Annotated in this window: 16 protein-coding genes, 1 tRNA gene and 1 rRNA gene; 14 read left to right on the forward strand and 4 right to left on the reverse strand. The window is 63.0% G+C overall.

Annotation, left to right across the window (positions count from 1 at the left end; all coding sequences use genetic code 11):
- Positions 1-62: 62 nt before the first annotated feature.
- The 3 genes from rrf (at position 63) to AC1VVM_RS24500 (ending at position 2,824) form a co-directional block, all read left to right on the forward strand.
- Positions 63-177 (forward strand): 5S ribosomal RNA (gene rrf, locus AC1VVM_RS24490).
- A 112-nt stretch (positions 178-289) separates the two neighbouring features.
- A tRNA-Met gene (locus AC1VVM_RS24495) sits at positions 290-366 on the forward strand.
- Between the two features lie 2,119 nt (positions 367-2,485).
- Positions 2,486-2,824, forward strand: coding sequence for a hypothetical protein (locus AC1VVM_RS24500; protein WP_482906277.1), 339 nt, complete (start codon positions 2,486-2,488; stop codon positions 2,822-2,824).
- A gap of 159 nt (positions 2,825-2,983) precedes the next feature.
- Here AC1VVM_RS24500 and AC1VVM_RS24505 read toward each other — a convergent pair whose 3' ends face one another.
- Complete coding sequence (locus AC1VVM_RS24505; RefSeq protein ID WP_482906278.1) at positions 2,984-3,190, reverse strand: hypothetical protein; 207 nt, start codon at positions 3,188-3,190, stop codon at positions 2,984-2,986.
- Between AC1VVM_RS24505 and AC1VVM_RS24510 the strand changes: the two genes are divergently transcribed.
- The 11 genes from AC1VVM_RS24510 (at position 3,189) to AC1VVM_RS24560 (ending at position 19,739) form a co-directional block, all read left to right on the forward strand.
- On the forward strand, positions 3,189-3,554 hold the full coding sequence (locus tag AC1VVM_RS24510; protein ID WP_482956813.1) for a cupin domain-containing protein: 366 nt from the start codon (positions 3,189-3,191) through the stop codon (positions 3,552-3,554). The genes AC1VVM_RS24505 and AC1VVM_RS24510 overlap by 2 nt on opposite strands.
- Before the next feature lie 709 nt (positions 3,555-4,263).
- Positions 4,264-5,580: a class I SAM-dependent methyltransferase gene (locus tag AC1VVM_RS24515; RefSeq protein WP_482956814.1), complete on the forward strand. Its 1,317-nt coding sequence runs from the start codon at positions 4,264-4,266 to the stop codon at positions 5,578-5,580.
- Positions 5,581-5,898: 318 nt separating this feature from the next.
- Entirely contained in the window at positions 5,899-10,074 is a 4,176-nt protein-coding gene (locus AC1VVM_RS24520; RefSeq protein WP_482956815.1) for a bifunctional nitrate reductase/sulfite reductase flavoprotein subunit alpha, read from the forward strand.
- A 94-nt stretch (positions 10,075-10,168) separates the two neighbouring features.
- Positions 10,169-10,750 carry an ANTAR domain-containing response regulator gene (locus AC1VVM_RS24525; protein ID WP_132391466.1) on the forward strand — a complete coding sequence of 194 codons (582 nt, stop codon included), beginning with the start codon at positions 10,169-10,171 and terminating at the stop codon, positions 10,748-10,750.
- Positions 10,747-11,961, forward strand: coding sequence for a CmpA/NrtA family ABC transporter substrate-binding protein (locus tag AC1VVM_RS24530; protein WP_482956816.1), 1,215 nt, complete (start codon positions 10,747-10,749; stop codon positions 11,959-11,961). Before AC1VVM_RS24525 ends, AC1VVM_RS24530 begins: the two co-directional genes overlap by 4 nt.
- Before the next feature lie 210 nt (positions 11,962-12,171).
- On the forward strand, positions 12,172-13,449 hold the full coding sequence (locus AC1VVM_RS24535; RefSeq protein ID WP_482956817.1) for a nitrate/nitrite transporter: 1,278 nt from the start codon (positions 12,172-12,174) through the stop codon (positions 13,447-13,449).
- Positions 13,450-13,525: 76 nt separating this feature from the next.
- Positions 13,526-14,755, forward strand: a complete 1,230-nt coding sequence (locus AC1VVM_RS24540) for a hypothetical protein (protein ID WP_482956818.1) — start codon at positions 13,526-13,528, stop codon at positions 14,753-14,755.
- A 220-nt stretch (positions 14,756-14,975) separates the two neighbouring features.
- Positions 14,976-17,492, forward strand: coding sequence for a nitrite reductase large subunit NirB (nirB, locus tag AC1VVM_RS24545; protein WP_482956819.1), 2,517 nt, complete (start codon positions 14,976-14,978; stop codon positions 17,490-17,492).
- Between the two features lie 5 nt (positions 17,493-17,497).
- Positions 17,498-17,833, forward strand: a complete 336-nt coding sequence (nirD, locus tag AC1VVM_RS24550; protein ID WP_482906286.1) for a nitrite reductase small subunit NirD — start codon at positions 17,498-17,500, stop codon at positions 17,831-17,833.
- Positions 17,830-18,597 carry a uroporphyrinogen-III C-methyltransferase gene (gene cobA / locus AC1VVM_RS24555; RefSeq protein WP_482956820.1) on the forward strand — a complete coding sequence of 256 codons (768 nt, stop codon included), beginning with the start codon at positions 17,830-17,832 and terminating at the stop codon, positions 18,595-18,597. Before nirD ends, cobA begins: the two co-directional genes overlap by 4 nt.
- Positions 18,594-19,739 (forward strand): molybdopterin molybdotransferase MoeA, encoded by a 1,146-nt coding sequence (locus tag AC1VVM_RS24560; RefSeq protein WP_482956821.1) that lies wholly within the window; start codon positions 18,594-18,596, stop codon positions 19,737-19,739. The genes cobA and AC1VVM_RS24560 overlap by 4 nt, the downstream gene beginning before the upstream one ends.
- A gap of 43 nt (positions 19,740-19,782) precedes the next feature.
- Here the strand turns inward: AC1VVM_RS24560 and AC1VVM_RS24565 are convergent, their stop codons facing one another.
- From AC1VVM_RS24565 to AC1VVM_RS24575, 3 genes are all read right to left on the reverse strand, one after another.
- Positions 19,783-21,162 carry an arylsulfotransferase family protein gene (locus AC1VVM_RS24565; protein WP_482956822.1) on the reverse strand — a complete coding sequence of 460 codons (1,380 nt, stop codon included), beginning with the start codon at positions 21,160-21,162 and terminating at the stop codon, positions 19,783-19,785.
- Between the two features lie 285 nt (positions 21,163-21,447).
- A complete protein-coding gene (gene yaaA, locus AC1VVM_RS24570; RefSeq protein ID WP_482956823.1) occupies positions 21,448-22,200 on the reverse strand; it encodes a peroxide stress protein YaaA in 753 nt (250 codons plus the stop codon).
- A gap of 108 nt (positions 22,201-22,308) precedes the next feature.
- Complete coding sequence (locus AC1VVM_RS24575) at positions 22,309-23,199, reverse strand: LysR family transcriptional regulator (RefSeq protein WP_482956824.1); 891 nt, start codon at positions 23,197-23,199, stop codon at positions 22,309-22,311.
- Positions 23,200-23,255: the final 56 nt, after the last annotated feature.

Genomic DNA, 23,255 nt, shown 5'->3' on the forward strand with positions numbered 1-23,255 from the left:
ACAAAGCACAGACACAAAGACTGCACGGATATCGATTAAAAAACAGCACGCCGTCTCCATTGCTTGGTGACCATAGCGTCAGTGACCCACCCGATCCCATCTCGAACTCGGACGTGAAACCTGACAGCGCCGATGGTACTAACGCTCAAGCGTTGGAAGAGTAGGACGTCGCCAGGCATTGTAGCCGGCGTGCTGATAAAAACCCATCACAATGACAAAGGGCACACAGTGCCCCAAAGAGGGCCCTTGAGGCCCTCTTCGCGTCTCTGCAAGACGCAACACACGGTGACGCGGGGTGGAGCAGCCCGGTAGCTCGTCAGGCTCATAACCTGAAGGTCGCAGGTTCAAATCCTGCCCCCGCAACCACATCACAACAAAAAACCCATCCACTCCACAGCTGTGACACAGCGGATCTTCCAGGTCCGTGCGGTGCACGCTGCCGTATCTCGGATGCTGGCCTTTCCAGTCTGGCCGCACTACCAGGTCTCGCAGCGCCGGGCCTGCGCGCTGATCGGCGTCGATCTCAGGGGCACGGTGCCGGATCACGTGTTCTGCCTCGCGATCGCCGCGCATGCGCAAATCATGGTGGGCCTTACTTGCCTGGGCGCACTGTTGGTGAAGCAGACGATTCGTGCTGGCGGGACGGCATCGAGATCACGGACGATGCCGCAGCCGGCGCGCAAGACGCGGCCGGTGCCGCGCAAGGCGTGGCGGACGATCTTGCCTCCGCGGATTCATCTCGTGCCAAATGGCCTGAGACGAACCCTTGGGGGGCGCCGGACACCGAGGTCAAATCGGAAGCGACGGGCCTTCCATGATCAAAGCTGCGCCGATGATCATGGACCAAAGCACCGCAGACGAAACCACGATCACGCCAATTTTCGAGCTTGCGGCCTGCCTCATCGGAACCTCACCCACTCATTTCATCGCACACCTAATACGCTTCATCCGGTTAATCCAACCTTATCAACCCGCTAAGGGAAAGTACGTAGGCATGAATGGCCTGTCCGGCCCTGCTATGCTTAGTTCCAGGCGGGTCGCATGAGTTGGGCTCTCGCCACCTCGGCGTTGACAAGACTGCCCTGTCGTGGCTGCCGGACGCCAAGCGGCCGCCATCCTAATGCTCGCCCACTGCCGGTGGCTATAAAGCGGCAAGACCGGCGCATTCGCCCAGCGTGGCGCAGCAAAGGCCGCTTTGGCAAGCGCCCGCGCCGATTTGGCCAAGCAGGTCGCTGCCTCCAAGGCCGCCACCGCATCAGCCGAGCACAAATCACAGGAGATCGCCCACGATGCCCAGACCGCGCATGATGCGCTGCTGGCCGATAATGTGCGGGATTACTTCGCTGCTCCCCGCGTGCGGCAGCCGCCGGAGCCGCTCCCGTCCGCGCCCCTGAAGCTGACGGTGCCACCGTTCGTGCTGGCCCTGCCGACGCCACCCTCGTGGCGGTCTCCGAAGCCGACCTCAACGCTTGCGACGCCACTTTTGTCTATACCCGCGGCGCCTACGAATGGGCACAAAGGTTGATTGCACAGGACTTGGCAACCGCGGCGACCGCCTCCCCGTAGCGGGCGCCGCCGTCGCGACACACAGGCCGGTTCAGCCCCTCGTTTCCTTGCGCCAATCACTCGACCCGGCGGCCTGATGTGCTGTAACCATTTTCCGCAAACACTGGCGGATTGGGCACCACTCGATGTCGCAGGTCGATGTTCGGAGTATGCCCAGTAAAGTGCGACCCAAGCGTTACGTGACCGCCATCACGCGTAATTACTGATCGTTAACTTACGCCTCAGCCAATCGCACGCGACGATACGAATGGTGGTGCACGAGGAAATTCGGTTCTCGCGCATCGAGGAATTGCCCGCCTGGGCTGATATCAAATGGACGTAAGCAATGGATTGGACGCTGCACGACCTAGTTGAACGCAGAAAGAGGATCGCACACCGCCTCCAATTGCTCGAAACCGGCGAAATGCGAGTCCGTTGCCTGAGAAGTGCGAAACTTGACAATTCCGCCGCAATTGATGTTGCCCGCACCCAGATCGCGGCCATTGACGAGGCATTAAATCGGGGTATGGGTTAGTTCGATCGACTATACGTTGAATGCGGGAGTCTTTAGTGTGCGATTGAGCTTGCCGTGCACTGGATACGGTGCGCTGGATACGCCGCACAGTTTGCTGAAGCCCGTCGTCAACGTGATGCTGCGCCTCATGACAAACGGCGAGCGCCCGACCGAGGAGTGAGTGCAGCGCGCTACAGCGCGCTCTCCCCCCAACTTGCACGCCATGCGCGACCTGCCTACACCGCCGCCGCGGACGATCTGGTAACGCGAGGCGATCAGAGGGTGGCCAATGAGTGCGACGGTCGCCCTCGCCTGATGAAAAGGCATCGACACGAATTCGGAATGCGGGGATTTACACGACCGAAACCCACGCGAACATTCTACAATGATCATTAAGGCCCTCCTCGAGGGGGCTCATAAGAAACGATGGGGGGGCGCCAATATCTCGCGTTGATAAAACGCGTGATGCGGTGGATTGGCATGTTTAGAAAAATTGAAGAGCGAGTAGACAATTTGGAACGTGTGGCCCTCGAGTGCGAGGGGGCGCAGTTCGCGACGCGCCATCTTCTAGCAATGCTGCTCTCAAGGCTCGACCGGCACGAGGCTGAAGAATCTCTACGGGAGTTGCAACGCACCGGACGCAAGCATCACATTGAACTCGGCGACGAGCGCTTGAACGGGTACCTTGATGAGCTTGATGCAGTGCATCAGGCTGCGTTTGTGGCCAAGGCTGGTCCCATTACGCCATTGCGCGCCGTCGTGTGACATAGAGCTGGCTCCGCCGAACTTCCGGGAGGTGCAGCGGCGATTTCCTCACCCTCCACTCGGAAAAAACGTGCTTTGGATGTGGTGCGCTGCGATCTTCATGCCGCCGCCTCCGGAACATCGATCGCTTACACCTCAACCGATTTGGGTCCGAGGTGCTCATGCGCGGATCGTGCGCAGGTCGAAGCCGCGCCAGACCCGCGTCAACCGGGTCGCGACCTCGACGCCGCCGCCCTTGGGACAGCCCCGCCGGTTAACGACTTGGTGATAGGTTCGGCCCTCGAGTTTCTTGGCCCAGCTCGGCTTGCGCTCACGGAACTCGTGCGACTTCGCGGCAGGGCCGAACGCCATCACCGCCGTCGGCATGATGTCGTTATCGGCGATCGCAACGGCTGAACCGAAGTCGGAAGACCTGAGCGTCTCCGTCATCAAGCCCGGCACTGGGGTGTCGAGCGTCGGGGCGGAAGAGAACTTTACCGGCCAGGTGCATGTCCAGGGTCGTTTTCAGCGCGGTGCACCGGCCCGGGTCGGCGGGGCGACCGTGATGTTCGAGCCCGGCGCGCGAACCGCCTGGCATACGCATCCGCTCGGTCAGACGCTGATCGTCACGAGTGGCCACGGCTTTGTGCAGGAACGGGGCCGGCCCGCGCAAGCCCTGGAAACAGGCGACGTCGCCTGGATCCCACCAGGCGTGAAACACTGGCATGGCGCGCCCCTTCCGAGGAAATGACCCATGTCGCGCTTGCCGAAAGCAAGGACGGCAAGTCGGTGATCTGGATGGAGAAGGTCAGCGACGCGCAATACGCGGGCGGCAACGCGGACACAGCCAAGCCATGATCTGCCGCGCGGCGTTTCCCGCGAGGCGAAGCAGACAATTTGAAAGCCGGCCCATGCCTCTTGATCGCCACCGGGGCGGCGTCCTTGGTCCGGATATTCTGCCCGCCGTCGAGAGCGCGTTACGATCAGGGAGGCGGCTGAATCGGTAAGAACATTGCGGTCGCTCGATTTATGGGCCTGGAGCGCCGCCTAGACCATCAGTGCAGCACCTATACCATCCCCGCCGGATTTGGATGCCGCCAAACGAAGCCCTTGCCGTTTCGGCCAAAGGGCTTCGTTCAGCTCTTCTTCCATCTGCGAACAGTCGTCAGCCGCCGTTGCAGCCGGCAAGGCCGGCTTCCGTCGGAGCGGACCAATAATCTCTCCACCCCTCTATAAATGCAGAAGCACGTGAACACGCGAGCGGTACGGGCACTTCGCTCCCTCAATGCGCGCAATTTGATGAGGTTGTCAGAGATGAATTTCCAAAGCTCCGCGATGCCTGAGCCGATAATCGAAACGACGGCTCATCCTATGGCCCATCGGGCAGATTGCATCATTGCGCACCCCGGAAGGCTGTGTCCGCGTTGAGGTGATTCCCCAGCCTGTCGTTCAGGCACGGATTGTTCTGCCGGATCAGAAATTTCCGTAGTCATGGTTATGAATATCTGCTGGCACCACCATTCTTTTTAAAGAACGCGCTGCCGAACGTCTTCGATGCTGCGCTCAATAGCGATCCTGATTTTATAGGAAAAATAATGCATAAACCATACAACATCGATGGCGATAAGCATATTTGCCGCGTGCCCGTGGAAATGTTGTTCTGCGAAAGCAACGACTTTATCCATGGTCCGAACGCCTATGCCGAGCGCCCGCCGCTATGGCATCAGCAGCACAATATCACCGACGGCTTACCAATCATGAGCCTACGGTCCCACATCCGGCTTTTCGAAGGCTTCTTCGATCCTTCGCAGCTCGATGTCAGCTATTACGAGAATTGGTGGAACACCACTCATAACACAATGGGTATCGCTCTGCCGCGCAGTGCGGCGGACCAAATTTCCCAGCGCTACGACTATTTCAATTATCTCAATGCACGTTATGCGGAAAATGGCATTGAAGACGAAGCCTTTCTTCTTGAGGGCGAATATGATGCATCGACCGGCCGCTTCATTCTGCGGGATGGCCATCATCGGACCTGCTATTTGATTGCGCGCCGCGAACGTTGGGCCAATGTTCGCATGTCGCGTTCATCCTTCTCGGCGTTATTCGAGCCATCCATCGGTGAGCGCGTGCGCAACCATGTCGACCAGATCGGCTATAACCAACCTTACGCTCCCATCGAGCATCCACAATTCCATATCCCCTTCGCCTATCGGGACAATTTCTTCCCGAACCGGCTCAGCTGCATAGCCGACACGCTCGGCTATATCCGGCCAGCGAGCGTATTGGATATCGGCTGCAACGCCGGATATTTTTCCCGCCATTTCAGCCGCATGGGCGCGCACGTCGTTGGTGTGGAGCCGCAAGATTGCCACTTCAGCACCGCTTCGATCCTCAACGAACTTTTCAACACGCGGTGTGATTTTCGGCAGGATACCGCAGAAAACGTCGATTTGGGCGACCAGGTATTCGAAGTCGCGATCATGCTGACTGTACTATATCATTTCCTCGATAAGGGTGACACGGCAGTCAAGATCGCCAAAAAGATCGATAGTCATGTGTCGCACTTCGTGTTTTGGGAATCCGGCTCCGACGCCGCTCGCGAAATCGAATTCATGAAGCGACATACCGGCTTTAGTGCCTATCGCCGCCTGCGCATGACCAGTGGGACCGGCCGTGTTCGCGAATTAGGCGTATTTGCTCGCGAGTCCGATACGATCGATAATCTTCTGGCCTTCAACCCCTATCACCAGATCATGCTCGCACATACCCATTGAAGATCGCGATGATCCGTGCTGCGCCTGCCGCTCCGTTTGCCGTCTCAGGGGGAACACCATAGCAGAATGACGGACCTTTCGGGGGGCAGGTCAATGAGGATCAGCACCGGTCCTTGAGAAACGGACAGATTGTGCAGCGCAAAAAAAGACGCTTGCGGGGTCGTTTCTCATCTGACAAACATTGGCCGGCTTAGGAGCCATTCCGCAACGATGCGGCGTCGGTTCCCAGATTACCATCAATTTTGAAATGGCAACGGCGCCATCGATCCACCTGTTAGGGTGATGATCGATGGCGCCTTTTTCGTGCGGAAGGCAGGCGTGAATCGCAAGACCGTCAAAAGCGTTTGCCCCTATTGCGGCGTCGGCTGCGGCATCGTCATGGACGTGGCCGACGGTCGGATCGTCAAGGTGACCGGCGACAAGAGCCATCCGACCAACTTCGGCCGTCTCTGCACGAAGGGAAGCAGTTGCAACGTCCCCGTCACCGCGCCCGGGCGCGCGGATGCTGCCTATTTCCGCATTGCCGGCGGCACGGATCAGGGCATCATTCCCATGACCGAGGCGATCAATCGGACCGCCAGCGGCCTGCGCGCGATTATCGACCGGGATGGGCCCGATGCCGTGTCCCTCTACGTTTCCGGGCAAATGTCGCTGGAAGCGCAGTATCTTGCCAACAAGCTTTGCAAGGGCTTCATCGGCACCAACAATATCGAGAGCAATTCGCGGCTCTGCATGGCCAGCGCCGCCAGCGGCTATAAGCTGTCGATCGGCGCCGACGGGCCTCCCGGGTCCTATCAGGATTTCGACAAGGCGGACCTGTTCTTCGTTATCGGCGCGAATATGGCGGACTGCCATCCGATCCTGTTCCTGCGCATGATGGACCGGGTGAAGGCTGGGGCGAAGCTGATCGTCGTCGATCCGCGCCGTAATGCCACGGCAGACAAGGCGGACTTGTTCATGCAAATCCGGCCCGGCACCGATCTCGCACTGCTCAATGGTCTGCTGCACCTGCTGGTTGCTTCTGGCGGCATCGATAGCGAGTTTATCGCCCGGTTCACGCAAGGCTGGGAGGCAATGCCGGACTTTCTGGCGGACTATGCGCCGGAACGCGTGTCCGAAGTGACCGGCATTCCCGAGGCGGATCTGCGCCGGGCTGCCGAGTGGATCGGCGCGGCGGGCGAGTGGATGACCTGCTGGACCATGGGCCTGAACCAGAGCACCCACGGCACCTGGAACACCAATTCGATCTGCAACCTGCACCTCGCCACCGGGGCGATCTGTCGTCCCGGCAGCGGGCCGTTCTCGCTGACGGGACAGCCGAATGCGATGGGCGGGCGCGAAATGGGCTATATGGGCCCGGGCCTACCGGGCCAGCGCGTAACCACCAGCGAAGCCGACCGTCATTTAGTGGAGGACGTATGGGGCGTGGCCAGAGGCACGCTCCGCACCGAAACCGGCGCGGGAACGGTCGCGATGTTCGAGGATATGGCGGCAGGGCGCATCAAGGCGTGCTGGATCATCTGCACCAACCCGGTTGCCAGCGTATCTAATCGCAAGACGGTAATCGCCGGGCTTGAGGCCGCCGAACTGGTGATCAGTCAGGACGTTTACGTCGATACCGAAACGAACCGCTACGCCGACATCATCCTGCCGGGGGCGCTCTGGGCAGAGGCCGAGGGGGTGATGATCAATTCTGAGCGCAATCTGACGCTGATGCAAAAGGCCGTCGATCCCCCGGGAGAGGCAATGGCGGACTGGGAGATCATTGCCCGCGTAGCCTGCGCGATGGGTTATGCCGACGCCTTCACATATGCCTCAGCGGCGGAGGTTTTTGAGGAAATCCGCCAGTTCCAGAACATGAGAACTGGATACGACATTCGCGGCGCCAGCCACGAACGGTTGCGGCAAGGCGCCATGCAATGGCCCTGTCCGCCGGAAACTGAAACCGACCGCAATCCCATCCGCTATCTGAACGACGGCATCTCTCAGACCCTTCGCGTGGAGCAAGATGGCTCCCAGCCGCGCATCGCGTTCCCGACCGAAAGCGGAAAGGCCCATTTCCTGCCGCGCCCGCACATGCCCGCTGCCGAGATGCCGGACGAAGAATTTCCGCTGGTCCTGAACACCGGACGCCTCCAGCACCAGTGGCATACCCTGACCAAGACCGGGAAAGTGCCCACGCTTAACAAGCTCAACCCCGGGCCATTCATCGAAATCCACCCGGAGGACGCGGCGTCGCTGGGTATCGGGGAGCGGGATCAGGTGGAAGTGAGGTCGCGGCGCGGACGGGCGGTGCTGCCGGCACTCGTCACCAACCGGGTTCGCCCGGGCAACTGCTTCGCGCCGTTTCACTGGAACGACGTTTTCGGCGACGACCTTGCCATCAATGCCGTGACCAGCGACGCGGTGGACCCGATATCGCTGCAGCCCGAATTCAAGTTTTCGGCCGTCGCATTGATGCGGATATCCGGCCCTGCCGAGACTGAAACCGTTCGGCACGCGGTCGAAGCGCAAGGCGCAGGCTGCGCGCCTTCTTCGCCATCGTTTTCGGGGTATTCGCCCATGCAACAGGCCGCCGTTGACGTTTTCGAACGCGTAATGGGGCTGGAAGCTGCACAGCCGCCGCGTCTTTCCGATGAGGAAAGAGCCTATCTCACGGGCTTCACATCCGGCCTGCGATCGCTGGAGACCCTGCCTGCGCGCGACGTGCCCCTCGTCCCGCAAGGTTCCCCGTTCGATCCGGAGCGGCGGCACTATGTGAACGGATTGCTGGCCGGTCTCTTCGCGCGGGCACCTCTCCCCGATGGAAACGAAGCGCCCGTCGCCCCGTCATCGGGCCATTCTCAATCGAGTGACATTCTACTGCTCTGGGCCTCGCAAACCGGCAATGTCGAAACTTTCGCCCAGGCCTGCGCCGGCCGGTTGAAACAGGCGCGGCACGATGTTCGGCTGCTGGCCATGGATGCGGTGAAACCAGCCGAACTGGCCGATGCCGACACGGTGCTGCTGATCGCAAGCACGTTCGGGGACGGCGATGCGCCGGACAATGGCGGGCAGTTCTGGTCGGCCCTCACCGAAGCGGCGGCTCCGCGCCTTGAAGGCCTGCGCTATTCCGTCCTTGCGTTCGGCGATTCCAGCTATGACCAGTTCTGCGGCTTCGGGCGTAAACTCGATGCGCGGCTTGAGGAACTGGGCGCGGCAAGGCTAGCCCCGCGCATCGATTGCGAGCCTGATTACGAAGAGGCCGCTGCCTCCTGGGTCGCGAGTACTCTGGCCGCGCTTCAGCCGGATAGTGCTCCCGATGCCGGATCTGCGCCCGCGCCGACCCGCATCTTAGAGGCGGAGCAGCCAGTTGCCGAAGCCGTCGCAGCTGCCGTCTATTCGCGAAAGACGCCGCTGAGGACCGCGCTTTCGCGCAATATCCTGCTGAGCGGAGCGGGGGCTGCGAAGGAGGTCCGTCAGCTCGGTTTCGACCTGACCGGGCGGGATTTCACGTACAAGGCCGGGGACTCATTGGGTGTCTGGCCGGTAAACTGCCCCACGCTGGCCGCCGAAATACTGAACGTCCTCGATCTCTCCGCCGAAGCGCCCGTGGCGGTCAAACAGGTCGGCGAGATGGCACTTTTCGACGCGCTCATCCGGCATTGGGATATTGCCCGGCTCAACCGCAGTATCCTCGAACTGATCGCGGAGCGCTGCCCGGATGCGTCCTTTGCGCCCCTGCTCGATCCCGACCGGAAGCCGGAATTCGACCGGTGGCTGTGGGGGCGCCAGATCGCCGACGTCCTGCAAGAAACCGGCGTCCGTCTGAGCCCCGGCGATCTGGGGCAGGTCATGCGTCCTCTGCAGCCCCGCTTCTATTCGATCGCGTCCAGCCCCCACGCGCAGGTGGACGAAGTGCAATTGACGGTATCGACAGTGCGCTATTCCTGCGAAGGCCGCAGTCGCCACGGCGTATGTTCGGCATTCATGGCCGACCGGGCACAGGATGCCGATGTCGGCATTTTCCTCCAGCCCGCCGCGCATTTCCATCCGCCGGCCGATCCTGCACGCGGCGCGATCATGGTTGGCCCAGGCACCGGCATCGCCCCGTTCCGGGGTTTCCTGCACGACCGCCAGGCCCGCAGCGCCAAGGGACGCAACTGGCTGTTCTTCGGCGAGCAGCACGCCGCGACGGACTTCTATTACCGCGACGAGATCGAAGAATGGCGCCGGACCGGCCATCTCGACCGGCTCAGCCTGGCCTTCTCGCGCGATCAGGCAGAGAAAATCTATGTCCAGCACCGGATGCAGGAAGAAGGCGCGGAACTCTGGCGATGGCTGGACGGCGGCGCCCATTTCTATGTCTGCGGGGAAGCCGGACGCATGGCCAAGGATGTCGACAAGGCGCTGAAGCAGATCGTTGCCAGACATGGCGGCATGAGCGGCGAGGACGCCAGCGACTATGTGGCGCAGATGCAAAGCGAAAAGCGCTATGTCCGCGATGTCTACTGAACCGGGGAATACCTTGCCGCCGATGATCCGGATCGATCGTTGACATGCCCGGACCACTCAACGATCAGCAACGCCGAAATGCCGGGGGCGGGACATGAGAATCGTCATCATCGATGACAGCGGCTTGCGGGCAACCGTTCTTGAGGAAGGGCTGCGCGAGGCTGGCTACGACGATATTCACATCGTCCCGCCGCGCGGCGCCTTCGTCGCGCGGCTGGAACGCATGGCGCCCGATGTCGTGCTGATGGACCTTGGCAGTCCCAGCCGCGACACGCTGGAGGAAATGCTGTCGGTCAGCCGCGCGCTCGCGCGGCCCATCGCCATGTTCGTCGATCAGTCGGACGAGGCGATGATCGGCGCCGCCATCGACGCAGGCGTTTCGGCCTATGTGGTCGATGGCCTGCGCAAGGAACGGGTGAAGCCGGTGCTGGAACTGGCGGTGCGGCGCTTCAACGCCTTCTCGAAGATGCAGACCGAGCTGGAGGAAGCGCGCACGGCGCTGGCCGATCGCAAGGTGCTGGATCGCGCGAAATCGATCCTGATGAACCAGCGCGGCCTTTCGGAGCAGGACGCCTATGGACTGCTGCGCAGCAGCGCGATGAACCAGGGCAAGAAGATCGTGGATGTGGCGCAGGCGCTGATTACCGCCAGCGACCTTCTGGGAGGCGGACTATGACGACCAACCTTCGTATCGCCTTCCTGCCGCTGAACGACGTGGCCGTGCTCGCTGTCGCCCGTGAACATGGCTTTGCCGAGGAAGAGGGCATCGCGCTCGACCTCGTTCGCACCACGAGCTGGGCCACTCTTCGCGACCGGCTGGTCTATGGTCAGGTGCAGGCGGCGCATATGCTGGCCCCGCTGGCCGTCGCGGTGACGCTGGGGCTCAGCCAGCAGCCCGCCGCATTGGCTGCGCCTTACAAGCTGGGCGTCAACGGCAACATGCTGGTGATGGCGCGCGATTTTGCGGCCGCGCTGGAGCCCGATCCGGCGCGGCGGCTTGCCGATCCGGTGGGCACGGCGCACGACTTCGCCTCTGCCATCGGCTTGTGGCGACGCAAGCCGGTGATCGGCGTGGTGCACCGTTTCTCCAGCCATGCCCTGATGCTGCGCTACTGGCTGGCCAGCGCGGGCATCGATCCCGATCGTGACGTGGTGCTGCGCGTATTGCCGCCCTCGCTCACCGTCGAGGCAATCCACGCGGGGGAGATCGATGGGTTCATCGCCGGTGAACCGTGGGGCAGCGCCGCCATCGATTCCGGCCGGGCCGAGGCGGTGGCCATCGGGGAGCGCATCTGGCAGCGCGGCGTCGAGAAAGTGCTGGCCTTCCGCGAGACGTGGCTGGACGAGAACCCGGAGACGGCCGACCGCCTGCTGCGTGCGCTGGCTCGGGCCGCCGCCTGGTGCGATGAGCCCGCCAATCACGAGGCGCTGGCGGACCTGCTGGCCGATGCGCGCTATGTGAACCAGCCTGCCGATCTGATCCTGCGCGCGCTGTCGGGCCGGATCATTCCGCGCGCGGGCGATGCCGCCGTCGCTGCACCGGATTTCGTGCTGTTTTCGCGTGAGGCCACGTCGTTTCCGTGGCGCAGTCAGGCGCTGTGGATCTACTCCCAGCTGGTGCGTTGGGGCATGGTCGAACATTCGCCCGAAAACGCCTCGAAAGCCGGCGCGGTGTTTCGTCCCGACGTGTTCCGCCGCGCGCTTGCCGGCAGCGACGTGCCGATGCCGGGGGCCAGCATGAAACTGGAAGGCGCCGTGGCCAGCCCGCTGGCGGTCGGTTCGCGCAAGGGCGACCTGACGCTCGGCGCCGATCGCTTCTTCGACGGCCGGGTGTTCGATCCTGATCGGATCGACGAATATCTGAAGGGCTTTTCGCAGTCGCACTGAAAGCGGCCGAAATTTTGTGCCTTGCAACATAAGGCGAATCGTCTGATGATGCAGATCTCACGCGAAGGCGCGTGATCATATCTGGATGCGCCGCTTCAACGGTGGAGCGCCATCCTCACCGAAATTCGCAGCAAAGCCGCTGACCGGTCTCACCCAAGGGTGACGTCCGGCCTGCGGCTTTTTTCGTGTCCGTTTTACGGGGGACTTACGATGGCAACCGCTTACTGGAAACGTGACGGAGAGGCCGCGCTGGCCGAAGATACACTGGCCAAAGATACACTGGGGGCTGCCCCGGCGACCAGCTTCTGGAAAGCCGGTCATGCGCCGACGCTGATCGCCGCCTTTCTCTATTTCGATCTGGCCTTCATGGTCTGGGTCCTGCTGGGCCCGCTGGCGCCGGAAATTTCGAAGACGCTCGGCCTGACGCCTGCCGAAAAGGGCCTGATGGTCGCGGTGCCGACGCTTGCCGGTGCCTTGCTGCGGGTGGTCAACGGGCTGCTGGTGGACCGCATCGGCCCCAAGCGTTCCGGCGCGATCAGCCAGTTGATCGTGATCGCGGGCCTGTTCACGGCATGGTTCGTGGGCGTGAACAGCTTCGGCGGCACGCTGGCGCTGGGCGTGATCCTTGGCTTTGCCGGAGCCAGCTTTGCCATCGCCCTGCCGCTTGCCAGCCGCTGGTATCCGGCCGAGCACCAGGGCAAAGCGATGGGGCTTGCCGGAATGGGCAATTCGGGCACCGTGCTGGCATCGCTTTTCGCACCGATGCTGGCCAAGACCTTCGGCTGGAACGCGGTGCTGGGCCTTGCCTGCATACCGCTTTCGGTGGTTCTGGTGGTCTATCTGATCCTTGCCAAGGATGCGCCCAACCAGCCGCCGCCGCGCAAGCTGGTCGATTACTTCGGGCCGCTCAAGCAGGCCGACGCATGGTGGCTGATGGGCTTTTATGCCGTGACGTTCGGCGGCTTCGTGGGCCTTGCCGCCTCGTTGCCGATCTATTTCACCGACCAGTTCGGCCTTACCTCCATCACGGCCGGCTATTGCACTGCGGGCTGCGTGTTTGCCGGATCGCTGGTGCGCCCGATGGGCGGCGCGCTGGCGGACCGGATCGGCGGCGTGAAGGCGCTGATGATGGTCTATGCGGTCGCGGCCGTCGCGCTGGTCGGGGTGGCGCAGGCCCACTCGCTGCCGGGCGCGCTCGGCATGTTCGTGCTGGCCATGCTGGCATTGGGCACCGGTAACGGTTCGGTCTTCCAGCTCGTTCCGCAGCGCTTTCAGGCGGAGATCGGCGTGATGACCGGGCTCGTCGGCATGGCGGGCGGGATCGGCGGGTTCTACCTGGCCAGCTCGCTGGGCCTTGCCAAGCAGATGACCGGCAGCTTCGCACCCGGTTTCCTGATCTTCGCGGGGCTCGCCGTGGCTGCTCAGGCAGGCGTGGCTCTGGTCAAGACCCGCTGGCGCGCCAACTGGAAGACCGGCGCGCGTATCTGATCGGAGAGGGAGGCGGCGGACGGACCGATAGGGTCCGTACCGCCGCCCAATTACTTTCCCAGGGGGGAAACATCCAATGCGATATCTGTTGGGAACGGCGGTCGCCATGACCGCTGCGATGTCTTGCGCCGGCTCTGCTCATGCCGATGAAGTGGTGCTGAAACCCGTGGCCGAGGCGCGGGTTCGCTATGAGCATGTCGATCAGGATGGACTGGACGCCTCCGCCGATGCCCTGACACTGCGTGTTCGCGGCGGGGCTTCGGCGGCGAGTGGCCCGCTGAGCGCTACTGTCGTCGCGCAAGGCACACTGGCGGTAGTGGGCGATTACTACGACGGTCTTCACGGCGCCGCGACCCGGCCGTTGGTCGCCGATCCGCAGAATGTGGCGCTCTATCTGGCGCAGCTTCAATACAGGACGCCGATCATCGCGCTCACTGCCGGGCGGCAGAAAATCGCGCTGGATGACGAGCGCTTCGTCGGCAATGTCGGCTTTCGTGACAATGCGCAGACTTTCGATGCCGTGCGGGCCGAAGTGACGCCGCTGAAGGGGCTGAAGCTCGATCTGGCCTATGCGTGGAGCGTGCGGACGATCTGGGGCGTCGATGGACACGGCGCGCGTCCGCAGGCAGTGGGCGGGAACAATGTGTTCGCGAACCTGTCCTTGGCGACACCTATCGGTACATTGACCGGCTTTGGCTACCTCGTCGATCAGGACGAGGCGGCCGTGCAGGGATACAGACTGTCCAGCCAGACTTACGGTGCACGGTTGGCCGGCAATCGTGTGCTTTTGACGGCGGTGAAATTCTCCTGGCAGGCAAGTTATGCCCGCCAGTTAGACTGGCATCGCAACCCCGGCGACTATCATGCCGACTATTGGCTGGCGGATGCCACGCTCGATGTGAAGGGCTGGAAACTGAATGCGGGATACGAAGTTCTCGGCGCCGGCGGCGGTCCGGATGGCGGCAAAGCCTTCACCAGCTTCCAGACCCCGCTCGGCACCAATTTCAAGTTTCAGGGGTGGGCCGACAAGTTCCTGACCACGCCTGCGAACGGCGTGCGCGATCTCTATTTCGGCGGCGGTTATGGCTGGAAGCAGCTGGGGCCGTTTTCGGCGGTTGGGCTGCAAGGCTCATGGCATCGTTTCGACAGCGACCGCCTTGGCCAGCACTATGGCAATGAGGTCGATCTTCTCGCATCTGCGAAGCTGCACAGGACGACGCTATCGCTGCGTTATGCCCGTTACGACGCCCGAGAAATGGCGACGGATACCGATAAGTACTGGATTCAATTGGACTGGGCTTATTGATCAAGAGGCATGACGGAATCGCTTGAGCCCTCGGGCGTTTCCCCATATGGTGCAGTGCAAAGGACGACGTTGTCCTTCCTACATCACCGAAGCGGCCCATTGGCGGGTCGTGGAGGCCTGAACGATGGCAAGGCCGCCATCCAGACTTTCGGTTTCGAACCGAGGGTCCGGATGGCGGCCTTTTCTCGTTTCTCCCTTTGCTTTTTGCGGAGTCTCGCGAATGGAATTTCAGGACGGGATCGAACCCCAGCAAGCCACGGCGCCGGACTACGACGATGCCCTCGTCGTGCCATCGGATGACGTGCGCGAGCATCTTGTGGTCGTGGGCAATGGCATGGCCGGGTGCCGGGCGGTGGAGGAACTGCTAACGCGCGACGCCGGACGCTACCGCGTGACCATTTTCGGCGCCGAACCGCATGTGAATTATAACCGGATCATGCTTTCGCCGGTGCTGGCGGGCGAGAAGACGTTCGATCAGATCGTCATCAATCCCCGCGCATGGTACGATGACAACGGCATCGAACTGGTCGCTTCGGACCCGGTCGTTGCCATCGACCGCGCAGCAAAGACCGTCACGTCGCAGTCCGGCCGCAGGGTCCATTACGACCGGCTGCTGATTGCCACCGGCTCCGATCCTTTCATCATTCCCGTGCCCGGCAAGGATCTGCCCGGCGTCATTTCCTTCCGCGACATGAAGGACGTGGACACCATGGTCGCGGCAGCGGCCGAAGGCGGCGACGCGGTGGTGATCGGCGGGGGCCTGCTCGGTCTGGAAGCCGCGCATGGCCTGTCGCTGCGCGGCATGAAAGTCACCGTCATCCACCTGATGCCCACGCTGATGGAGCGCCAGTTGGACGAGGCGGCAGGCTGGCTGCTCAAGACCGCGCTCGAAGCGCGCGGCCAGACGATCCTGACCGGGGCCGACACTGCCGAAATCTATGGTCAGGGCAAAGTCGAGGGCGTGCGCCTCAAGGACGGGCGCGCGATTCCGGCCAGTTTGGTGGTCATGGCCGTCGGTATCCGCCCGTCCACCGCACTGGCGCGCGAAGCCGGGCTGGAGGTCAATCGCGGCATCAAGGTCGACGATCACATGGTGACGAGCGACCCCGCCGTGCTGGCGGTGGGCGAATGCGTCGAGCATCAGGGCAATGTCTACGGCCTTGTCGCGCCGCTCTGGGACATGTGCCGCAGCCTGGCCGACGGCCTGACCGACCGGCACAGCGGCTATCGAGGGTCGGTCACGTCCACCAAGCTCAAGGTTGCAGGGCTAGACGTGTTTTCCGCCGGTGACTTCTCTGGCGGTGAGGGCTGCGAGGATGTGGTCCTGCGCGATGCTTCGCGCGGCGTTTACAAGCGCGTTGTCATCAAGGAAGGCAGGATCGTCGGCGCCGTGCTCTACGGCGATACGGCTGATGGCAACTGGTACTTCGATCTGCTGCGCAAGGGCGAGGATATCTCGGAAATCCGCGATACCCTCATTCTGGGGCAGGCTTTCGCCTCCGGCGGCAATGCCGATCCGCTGGCGGCGGTGGCCGCGCTGCCTACCGATGCGGAAGTGTGCGGTTGCAACGGCGTATCCAAGGGGCAGGTCGTGTCCTGCATCGAAGCGGGCGCGTGCAGCCTCGATGCGGTGCGCGCCACCTGCAAGGCTTCGGCAAGCTGCGGCTCGTGCACCGGCCTCGTCGAGAACCTGCTGGCGCTGACGCTGGGCGACGAAGTCAAATCCGGCCCCAAGACCCTCTGCAAGTGCACCAGCTTCACCCACGACGATGTGCGGCGGGAGATCGTGGCGCAGGAGATGAAGTCGATCCCCGAAGCGATGCACAAGCTCCACTGGTCCACGCCCGATGGTTGCTCCTCGTGCCGTCCAGCGCTCAATTACTATCTGCTTTGCGCGCTTCCCGGTGAGTATGAGGACGACCAGCAGAGCCGCTTCGTCAACGAGCGCATGCACGCCAATATCCAGAAGGACGGCACTTATTCCGTAGTCCCGCGCATGTGGGGCGGTCTTACCAATCCGCGCGAACTGCGCGCGATTGCCGATGTGGTGGAGAAGTACGACGCGCCGATGGTGAAAGTCACCGGCGGCCAGCGGCTCGACATCTTCGGGATCAAGAAGGAAGACCTGCCCGCCGTCTGGGCCGATCTCAATGCCGCCGGGATGGTCTCCGGCCATGCCTACGGCAAGTCGCTGCGCACGGTGAAAACGTGCGTGGGCTCCGAATGGTGCCGCTTCGGCACGCAGGATTCCACTGGCCTTGGCGTGAAGACCGAGCGGATGACCTGGGGATCGTGGATGCCCCACAAGTTCAAGATCGCGGTCTCCGGCTGCCCGCGCAATTGCGCCGAGGCGACGATCAAGGACTTCGGCGTGGTCTGCGTGGACTCCGGCTACGAACTCCACGTCGGCGGCAATGGCGGCATTCACGTGCGCGTCACCGATCTGCTCTGCAAAGTCGCCACCGAACAGGAAGCGCTCGATTACTGCGCGGCCTTCGTCCAGCTCTACCGTGAGGAAGCGCGCTATCTGGAACGCACCGCGCCGTGGATCGAGCGTGTCGGCGTCGAGTACGTCAAGCAGCGCATCGTCGAGGATGAGGTTGGCCGCGAGGCTCTGCGCGGCAGATTCCTCTATTCGCAAAGCTTCAGCCAGGATGACCCCTGGGCCGAACGCGCGGCCGGTGAGAAGGCCGAACTGCACCAGCACCTTGAACCTCTGGCAATTGCAGCGGAGTAACGCACATGAACGACTGGATCGACATCGGCACTTTGTCCGACATTCCCCTGCGCGGCGCGCGCACCGTTCAAGTAGAGGGCGAGAAGGAGATCGCCGTGTTCCGCACCGGCGACGACAAGGTCTTCGCGCTCGTCAACGAGTGTCCGCACAAGAAGGGGCCGCTCAGTCAGGGCATCGTCCATGGCCATTCGGTCGCCTGCCCGCTGCACAACTGGAACATCGCCCTTGCCAGCGGCGAGGCGCAGGGCGAGGACAAGGGTTGCACCCCGACGATCGCGGTGCGGCGGGAAGGCGATCGCATCCTGATCGCCCATCCTCAGACCTTGCAGGTGGCGGCTTGATCGCGCCGGGCGAAGTCTGGCTGGTGGGCGCCGGGCCGGGCGATCCGGACCTGCTCACGCGCAAGGCCGAGCGCCTGATCCGTGCGGCGGACGTGGTGTTCTACGATGCGCTGGTCGGCCCGGGCGTGCTCGAACTGATCCCGCAGGGGATCGAGGCTGTGAGCGTCGGCAAGCGGTCAGGCCGGCATAGCAAGGCGCAAGGGTCCATCAACGATCTGCTGTTGCAGGCCGCGCTCTCGGGAAAGCGCGTGGTACGCCTGAAGGGCGGCGATCCTTCGGTATTCGGGCGATCCGCCGAAGAAATGGACCATCTCGTACAGGCGGGCGTTGCCGTGCGCGTCTGTCCCGGTGTCACCACGGCCAGCGCTGCCGCTGCCAGCGCCAATGCCTCGCTGACGCTGCGCGGCGTTACGCGCTCGATCACTCTGCTGACGGCCCATGCGCGCGCGGGCGAGCGGCTGGATCTCGACTGGGACGCGCTGGTCAGGGCAGGGGGCACGCTGGGCGTCTATATGGGCCGCGCGGCGGCGGGGGAAATCGCCAGTTCACTGATCGCGGCGGGCTGCGACCCCCAAACACCGGTGATGGTGGCAGTGGACGTCTCGCTGGCCAGCGAGCGTCTTATTCGCGGGCACCTGTCCGCATTGGCATTTCTGGTCGCCACGGTCAGCGATGACGATCCGACCCTGCTTTTGATCGGCGAGGCTGTCGGCCAGCACCGTCCAGTCGCTTCTGCACGGACCTTTGCGAAGGGATATGCGTGACGGCTTTATCCATTGACGAGGCCGCGCGGACGATCATCGATGCGATCCGGGCATTGGACGGCATTGAAGAAGTTCTCATGCGCAATGCCTTCGGCCGGATGGCATCGTGCGATGTCAGCGCAAGCGGAAACCAACCCCGCTTCCCGTCGGCGGCCATGGATGGCTGGGCCGTAGGAGATGGGAACGCGCGCTATCGCATCGTTGGCGAGAGCCGCGCCGGCTTGGCCTATCACGGTTCGCTCGGCACCGGCGAAGCCATTTATATCTCCACCGGCGCGCGGATACCTGAAGGGGCAGCCGCGATCGTCAGGCGCGAAAATGGCCGGATTGCAGAGGGGATCCTGATCGCAGACCGGATCGAGCCCGGGCGCGATGTACGGCTGCCCGGCTGCGATTTCCAGCGCGGCGATCTCTTGGTGCAGGCAGGGCGCTGTCTCGATCATTTCGACATTGCCCGCCTCGCGGCCTCCGGGATCGACCGCATTCATGTGCGGTCCAGGCCCCGGATCGGCTTGCTGGCCACCGGGTGCGAGATTGTCCGGCCCGGTGTTCCGGCCCCGCCGGCGGGGAATTACGATGCACTCTCATTCGCCTTGTGGGCGCGGCTGACGCAGCTTGGCCTGGATGTCACCGATCTTGGCATCGTCGAGGATCACGATGGATCGATCGGTGATCGGGCGCGTGCAGTGGATGCCGACCTGCTTATCATTACCGGCGGAGCCTCGGGCGGCCGGCACGACCGCGCGCGTTCGGCGTTCGTCCCGGACGGCCTCGATCTCCTTGTCCCAGCGGTCCGCATGAAGCCCGGCAAGCCCTTCTGGTTTGCTCGCTGCGGCAATCGCCGCCTTCTCGCCGGACTTCCCGGAAACCCGGTGGCCGCTTTGGCCGCATTGGAGCTTTTTATCGTTCCTGCGCTGCTCGCCGCCGATGGCCGGTCTGCCGCGTTGGGATGGGAGCATCATCCAAAGCCCAACCTCAAGGCAGACGCCGGCGCGGAACGCATCCGCTTTGCCCGCCGGACGGCAGACCGCTTCGAGATCATCGAGACCGGTGACAGTGCCGCGCTCAGTCCGTTGGCCGGCGCAAACGCCATTTGCATCGTCGGCCAAGGAGGGGCGAGGCGGGCCGATTTGCTGATGTAATTTCCCACCCGCCTGGCGCTGTCGCAGGCGGGTGGGATTTTCGTTATACGCCCGCCTTGATGTGGAAGTTTGCAGGCGTGGGCGGAACGACTGCGGTTTCCTCGTGCGGCGTGCCTTCGGGCGTCCAGTCGTAGGGCACGGGCTGGGCGCGATAGACCCAGTTGCTCGTCACCGGGCGGCCGCTGCCGGCGGCAGACGTCTTCGCGAAATAGGGGCTGACATATTCCCAGACGATCTCGCCAGCCGGGGTCACCTGGAAGAAGCGGCCGTTCATGCCTTCGTCGATCAGCGTATTGCCATTCGGCAAGCGGCGCGCGCTGGAGATGAAGGCGCTGCGGAATGCCCAGAGCGGCTGGTCGGAATTATCGGCCGTGTAGGACCAGACGACCTTGCCCGTGGTGGGATCGATCTCCAACACGCGCGAGCCGCCAACGGTCGCGAGTTCGGCGTCGGGATAGCCTGCGGCGCCCTGATTATCGAACAGCAGCAAGTCACCCGCACCGGGCAGTCCCTTGGGAATGATATGCGCGTCATGCTGACCGACAAACTGGTCGACCGGCTGACCGGGCTGCGGAGCCGGGGCAGGGCGAGCGCCCGCGGCGTGACTGACCAGAGGCGGCAGGTTCGGCCCCAGGTGCCAGACGACTTTGCCGCTCTTCCTGTCGATGATGGCCACGAAATCGCCGTTGCGGGAATCGATCAGGACATTGTCGGGCGCGAAGCGCTTGTCGCCGCCGTCGAACCACTTGTTGGGGCCGACCGACGTCATGTCGTTGAGGTGGAAGTAATCCGGTGTCGAAGCTTCGCGGATGAGCTTCAACTGCTCGGCCGTGAAGCCGAGTTCATCGAGATGTTCCGATACCGCCCATCGCCACGCGACCTTGCCGGCAGGCGTCACTTCGTAGACGGCATCGTCAAGCTGCTGCGGCAACGTGAAGCCATCCACCTTGTGCGGCCAGTTGGCCAGTACCAGCGTGTTGCCATTGGCGAGGCGCTGCCAGTCATGGTGCTGGCGCGCTTCGCCCGGCGGCGTGCCCTCGCCATTCCACTGCCAGGTGACTTTGCCGTTCCAGTCCAGTTCGGCGATCGACTTGTTGCTGAAGATCTTCATGCCCGGCACGGTGCCGATGCCATTCTGGTCGCTGGCCGCCAGCTGGACGAGGACATGGCCCTTGGCTCCGCCCGTTACCGCCGGATCGAGGAGTTCACCGGGAAAACCCTGATGATCCCATGTGCGGACTTCGTTGCCGTTCATGTCGATCAGATGGGTTTTTTCGTCGGTCCCGCTGAAGATCACATAGCCGTTCCAGGCTTTCGCCGGATCGTAGCGGGTCGTTCCCGTGGGAAAGACGCTGGGGTTTGCAAGTGCGGCAGTTCCCGCGGAACCGAGCAGGGCAGCAGCAACCCAAAGTGCTTTTCTCATAAATGTCTCCTCTCATGGACCTGCCGCCAAACAGGCCGCATTCTCTATCAATTTGATTGAGAATGCGGCAAAGGAGAAAATCTAATGCCCCCATGGAGTTTAGCTTGTCGGCAATCTGCCGATGCAGATCGTCGCAAGTCCCGATGGCCGAGAAAGCCGCCCCTTATCCCGGCCGCTTGAACCTCAAGCTGCCTGGACGGTTCGAAGATGTTCGCTTGCGCACGGTCTCAGCTGCGCGCCGAGGGGAGGGGTTCGCGGATCGAAAATGCGAACGCTCCGCCCTAGTCACGCCCGCGTGAAGCGCCAGTTGTCGGCGTCACTCTCGTGCGGATCGAAGCGATATCCGTCGCTGTCGAACCCGCGCATGGCATCCGCATCGACGATATGATGTTCGCACATCCACCGCGCCATCATGCCCCGCGCCTTTTTGGCGTTGAAGCTCACGAAGCGCGAGCCGTTCGGACCCGGCTCGCGGAAGTCGACGTTGATGACGCGCATGCCCTTCAGCCGGTCCTCGACGGCGGCAAAGTATTCCTGGCTGGCCAGATTGAGCACTACGCCAGATCCTTCGTCTGCGACTTCCTGCCGCAACAGGGCGGCGATGCGGTCGCCCCACCAGTCGGTCAACTTCTTGTGACGCGGCGCCCAGCGCGTTCCCATTTCCAGGCGATAGGGACGGATCGCATCCATCGGGCGAAGCAGCCCGTAAAGGCCGGACAAAATTCGCACATGGTCCTGGGCAAAGGCCACGCCCGGCTCGTCCAGTGTGTCCACCTCGAACCCCGTGTAGACGTCACCCGCAAAGGCATAGAGTGCCTGTCGCTCCGGCAGGTCGGCGAAGTCGCGGAAGCGGTCGGCATTGAGTTTTGCGAGGCGCGGCGAAATGCGCATCAATTCAGCCAAGCGCTTTTGCGGAAGGTTCGCGGCCGATTTGGCAAGATCGTGCGCTTCCTTGACGAAATGTGGCGTCGTGGCGGCAAGGGCCGGCAGCGTGCGTTCGAAGTCGAGAGTCTTGGCGGGAGAGAGCAGAACGATCATGGCTCAGGCGGTAGCCAGCCCCGGCTTATGCGTCAAACCTTGGCCTCCATTCTTCCGGCGTCTTCTGGATCGGTTTTCATCCGCTCCGCCGAACATGTCCGGCCTGCGCTATTTCAGAGCGCGCGCGAGTTCGATAAAGGCGCGCAGCTTGGCCGGGACCTGACGGCGCCCGGAGTAGTAAAGGCACAGCGGCGGTTCCAGAGGCATCCAGTCCGTCAACAGCCGCGTCAGGCGTCCCTCCCGAACATGCGGGGCAACTGTCTCCTCGGCCAGATAGGCCAGCCCCATCCCTGCGAGCGCCGCATCGTGCATCAGCCCGCTGTCGTCGACGATCATGCGGCCCGGCACGTCCAATTCCAGTCGCTCGCCGCCGCGCGCGAACTCCCAGTGATAAATGCGCCCGCTGCCCATGCGGTAGCGGATGCATTCGTGCGCAAGCAGGTCTCGCGGGACGATCGGTCGTGGGCGATCCCGCAGGTAATCCGGTGAACCGACGACGACAAGGCGCACCTCCGGGATGATGGGCACGGCGATCATGTCGGGCGGAACGCTGTCCCGCAGCCGTATCCCGGCGTCGAAGCCCTTGCCGATCACGTCGACCAGCGCCGCTTCGCTGACGATCTCCACTTGCATGCGGGGGTAGCGGTTAAGGTAGTCGCGGATCAGCGGCGCCATGACGAACCGCGCCGCGCCCGCCGCCATGTTGAGGCGCAGCAGGCCCGAGGGTTCGCCCAGATGCTCCCCCGCATTCTCGATCGCGCCATCGATTGCGGCGAGCGCGGGAAGGATTTCCTCCAGGAACCGCGCGCCTGCCGCGGTCAAGGCGACGCTGCGCGTGGTGCGGTTGAACAGGCGCAGGTTCAGCCGCTCTTCCAGCGCGGCGATGGCATGGCTCAGCCCGGAGGAGGAAACCCCCAGTTCGCGCGCAGCGGCGCGAAAGCCGCCCCGGCGCGCGACGGTGGCGAAGGCTTCCAGTTCGGCGAGGCTCGCCTTGGGCATTGCGCGATTTTCCTCATCAGACTGTCTCTCATTGTCCTTCTAATCGGAACAGCTTG

The organism is Novosphingobium sp. BL-S-33 (assembly GCF_056857025.1).

What these genes read in the sequence shown, in the direction of transcription:
- AC1VVM_RS24535 (WP_482956817.1), top strand. Translation starts at nt 12,172, where the DNA reads ATGGCAACCGCTTACTGGAAACGTGACGGAGAGGCCGCGCTGGCCGAA.
- nirD (WP_482906286.1), top strand. Translation starts at nt 17,498, where the DNA reads ATGAACGACTGGATCGACATCGGCACTTTGTCCGACATTCCCCTGCGC.
- AC1VVM_RS24575 (WP_482956824.1), bottom strand. Translation starts at nt 23,199, where the DNA reads ATGCCCAAGGCGAGCCTCGCCGAACTGGAAGCCTTCGCCACCGTCGCG.
- AC1VVM_RS24525 (WP_132391466.1), top strand. Translation starts at nt 10,169, where the DNA reads ATGAGAATCGTCATCATCGATGACAGCGGCTTGCGGGCAACCGTTCTT.
- AC1VVM_RS24500 (WP_482906277.1), top strand. Translation starts at nt 2,486, where the DNA reads ATGGGGGGGCGCCAATATCTCGCGTTGATAAAACGCGTGATGCGGTGG.
- yaaA (WP_482956823.1), bottom strand. Translation starts at nt 22,200, where the DNA reads ATGATCGTTCTGCTCTCTCCCGCCAAGACTCTCGACTTCGAACGCACG.
- AC1VVM_RS24510 (WP_482956813.1), top strand. Translation starts at nt 3,189, where the DNA reads ATGATGTCGTTATCGGCGATCGCAACGGCTGAACCGAAGTCGGAAGAC.
- AC1VVM_RS24530 (WP_482956816.1), top strand. Translation starts at nt 10,747, where the DNA reads ATGACGACCAACCTTCGTATCGCCTTCCTGCCGCTGAACGACGTGGCC.
- AC1VVM_RS24505 (WP_482906278.1), bottom strand. Translation starts at nt 3,190, where the DNA reads ATGCCGACGGCGGTGATGGCGTTCGGCCCTGCCGCGAAGTCGCACGAG.
- AC1VVM_RS24565 (WP_482956822.1), bottom strand. Translation starts at nt 21,162, where the DNA reads ATGAGAAAAGCACTTTGGGTTGCTGCTGCCCTGCTCGGTTCCGCGGGA.
- nirB (WP_482956819.1), top strand. Translation starts at nt 14,976, where the DNA reads ATGGAATTTCAGGACGGGATCGAACCCCAGCAAGCCACGGCGCCGGAC.
- AC1VVM_RS24540 (WP_482956818.1), top strand. Translation starts at nt 13,526, where the DNA reads ATGCGATATCTGTTGGGAACGGCGGTCGCCATGACCGCTGCGATGTCT.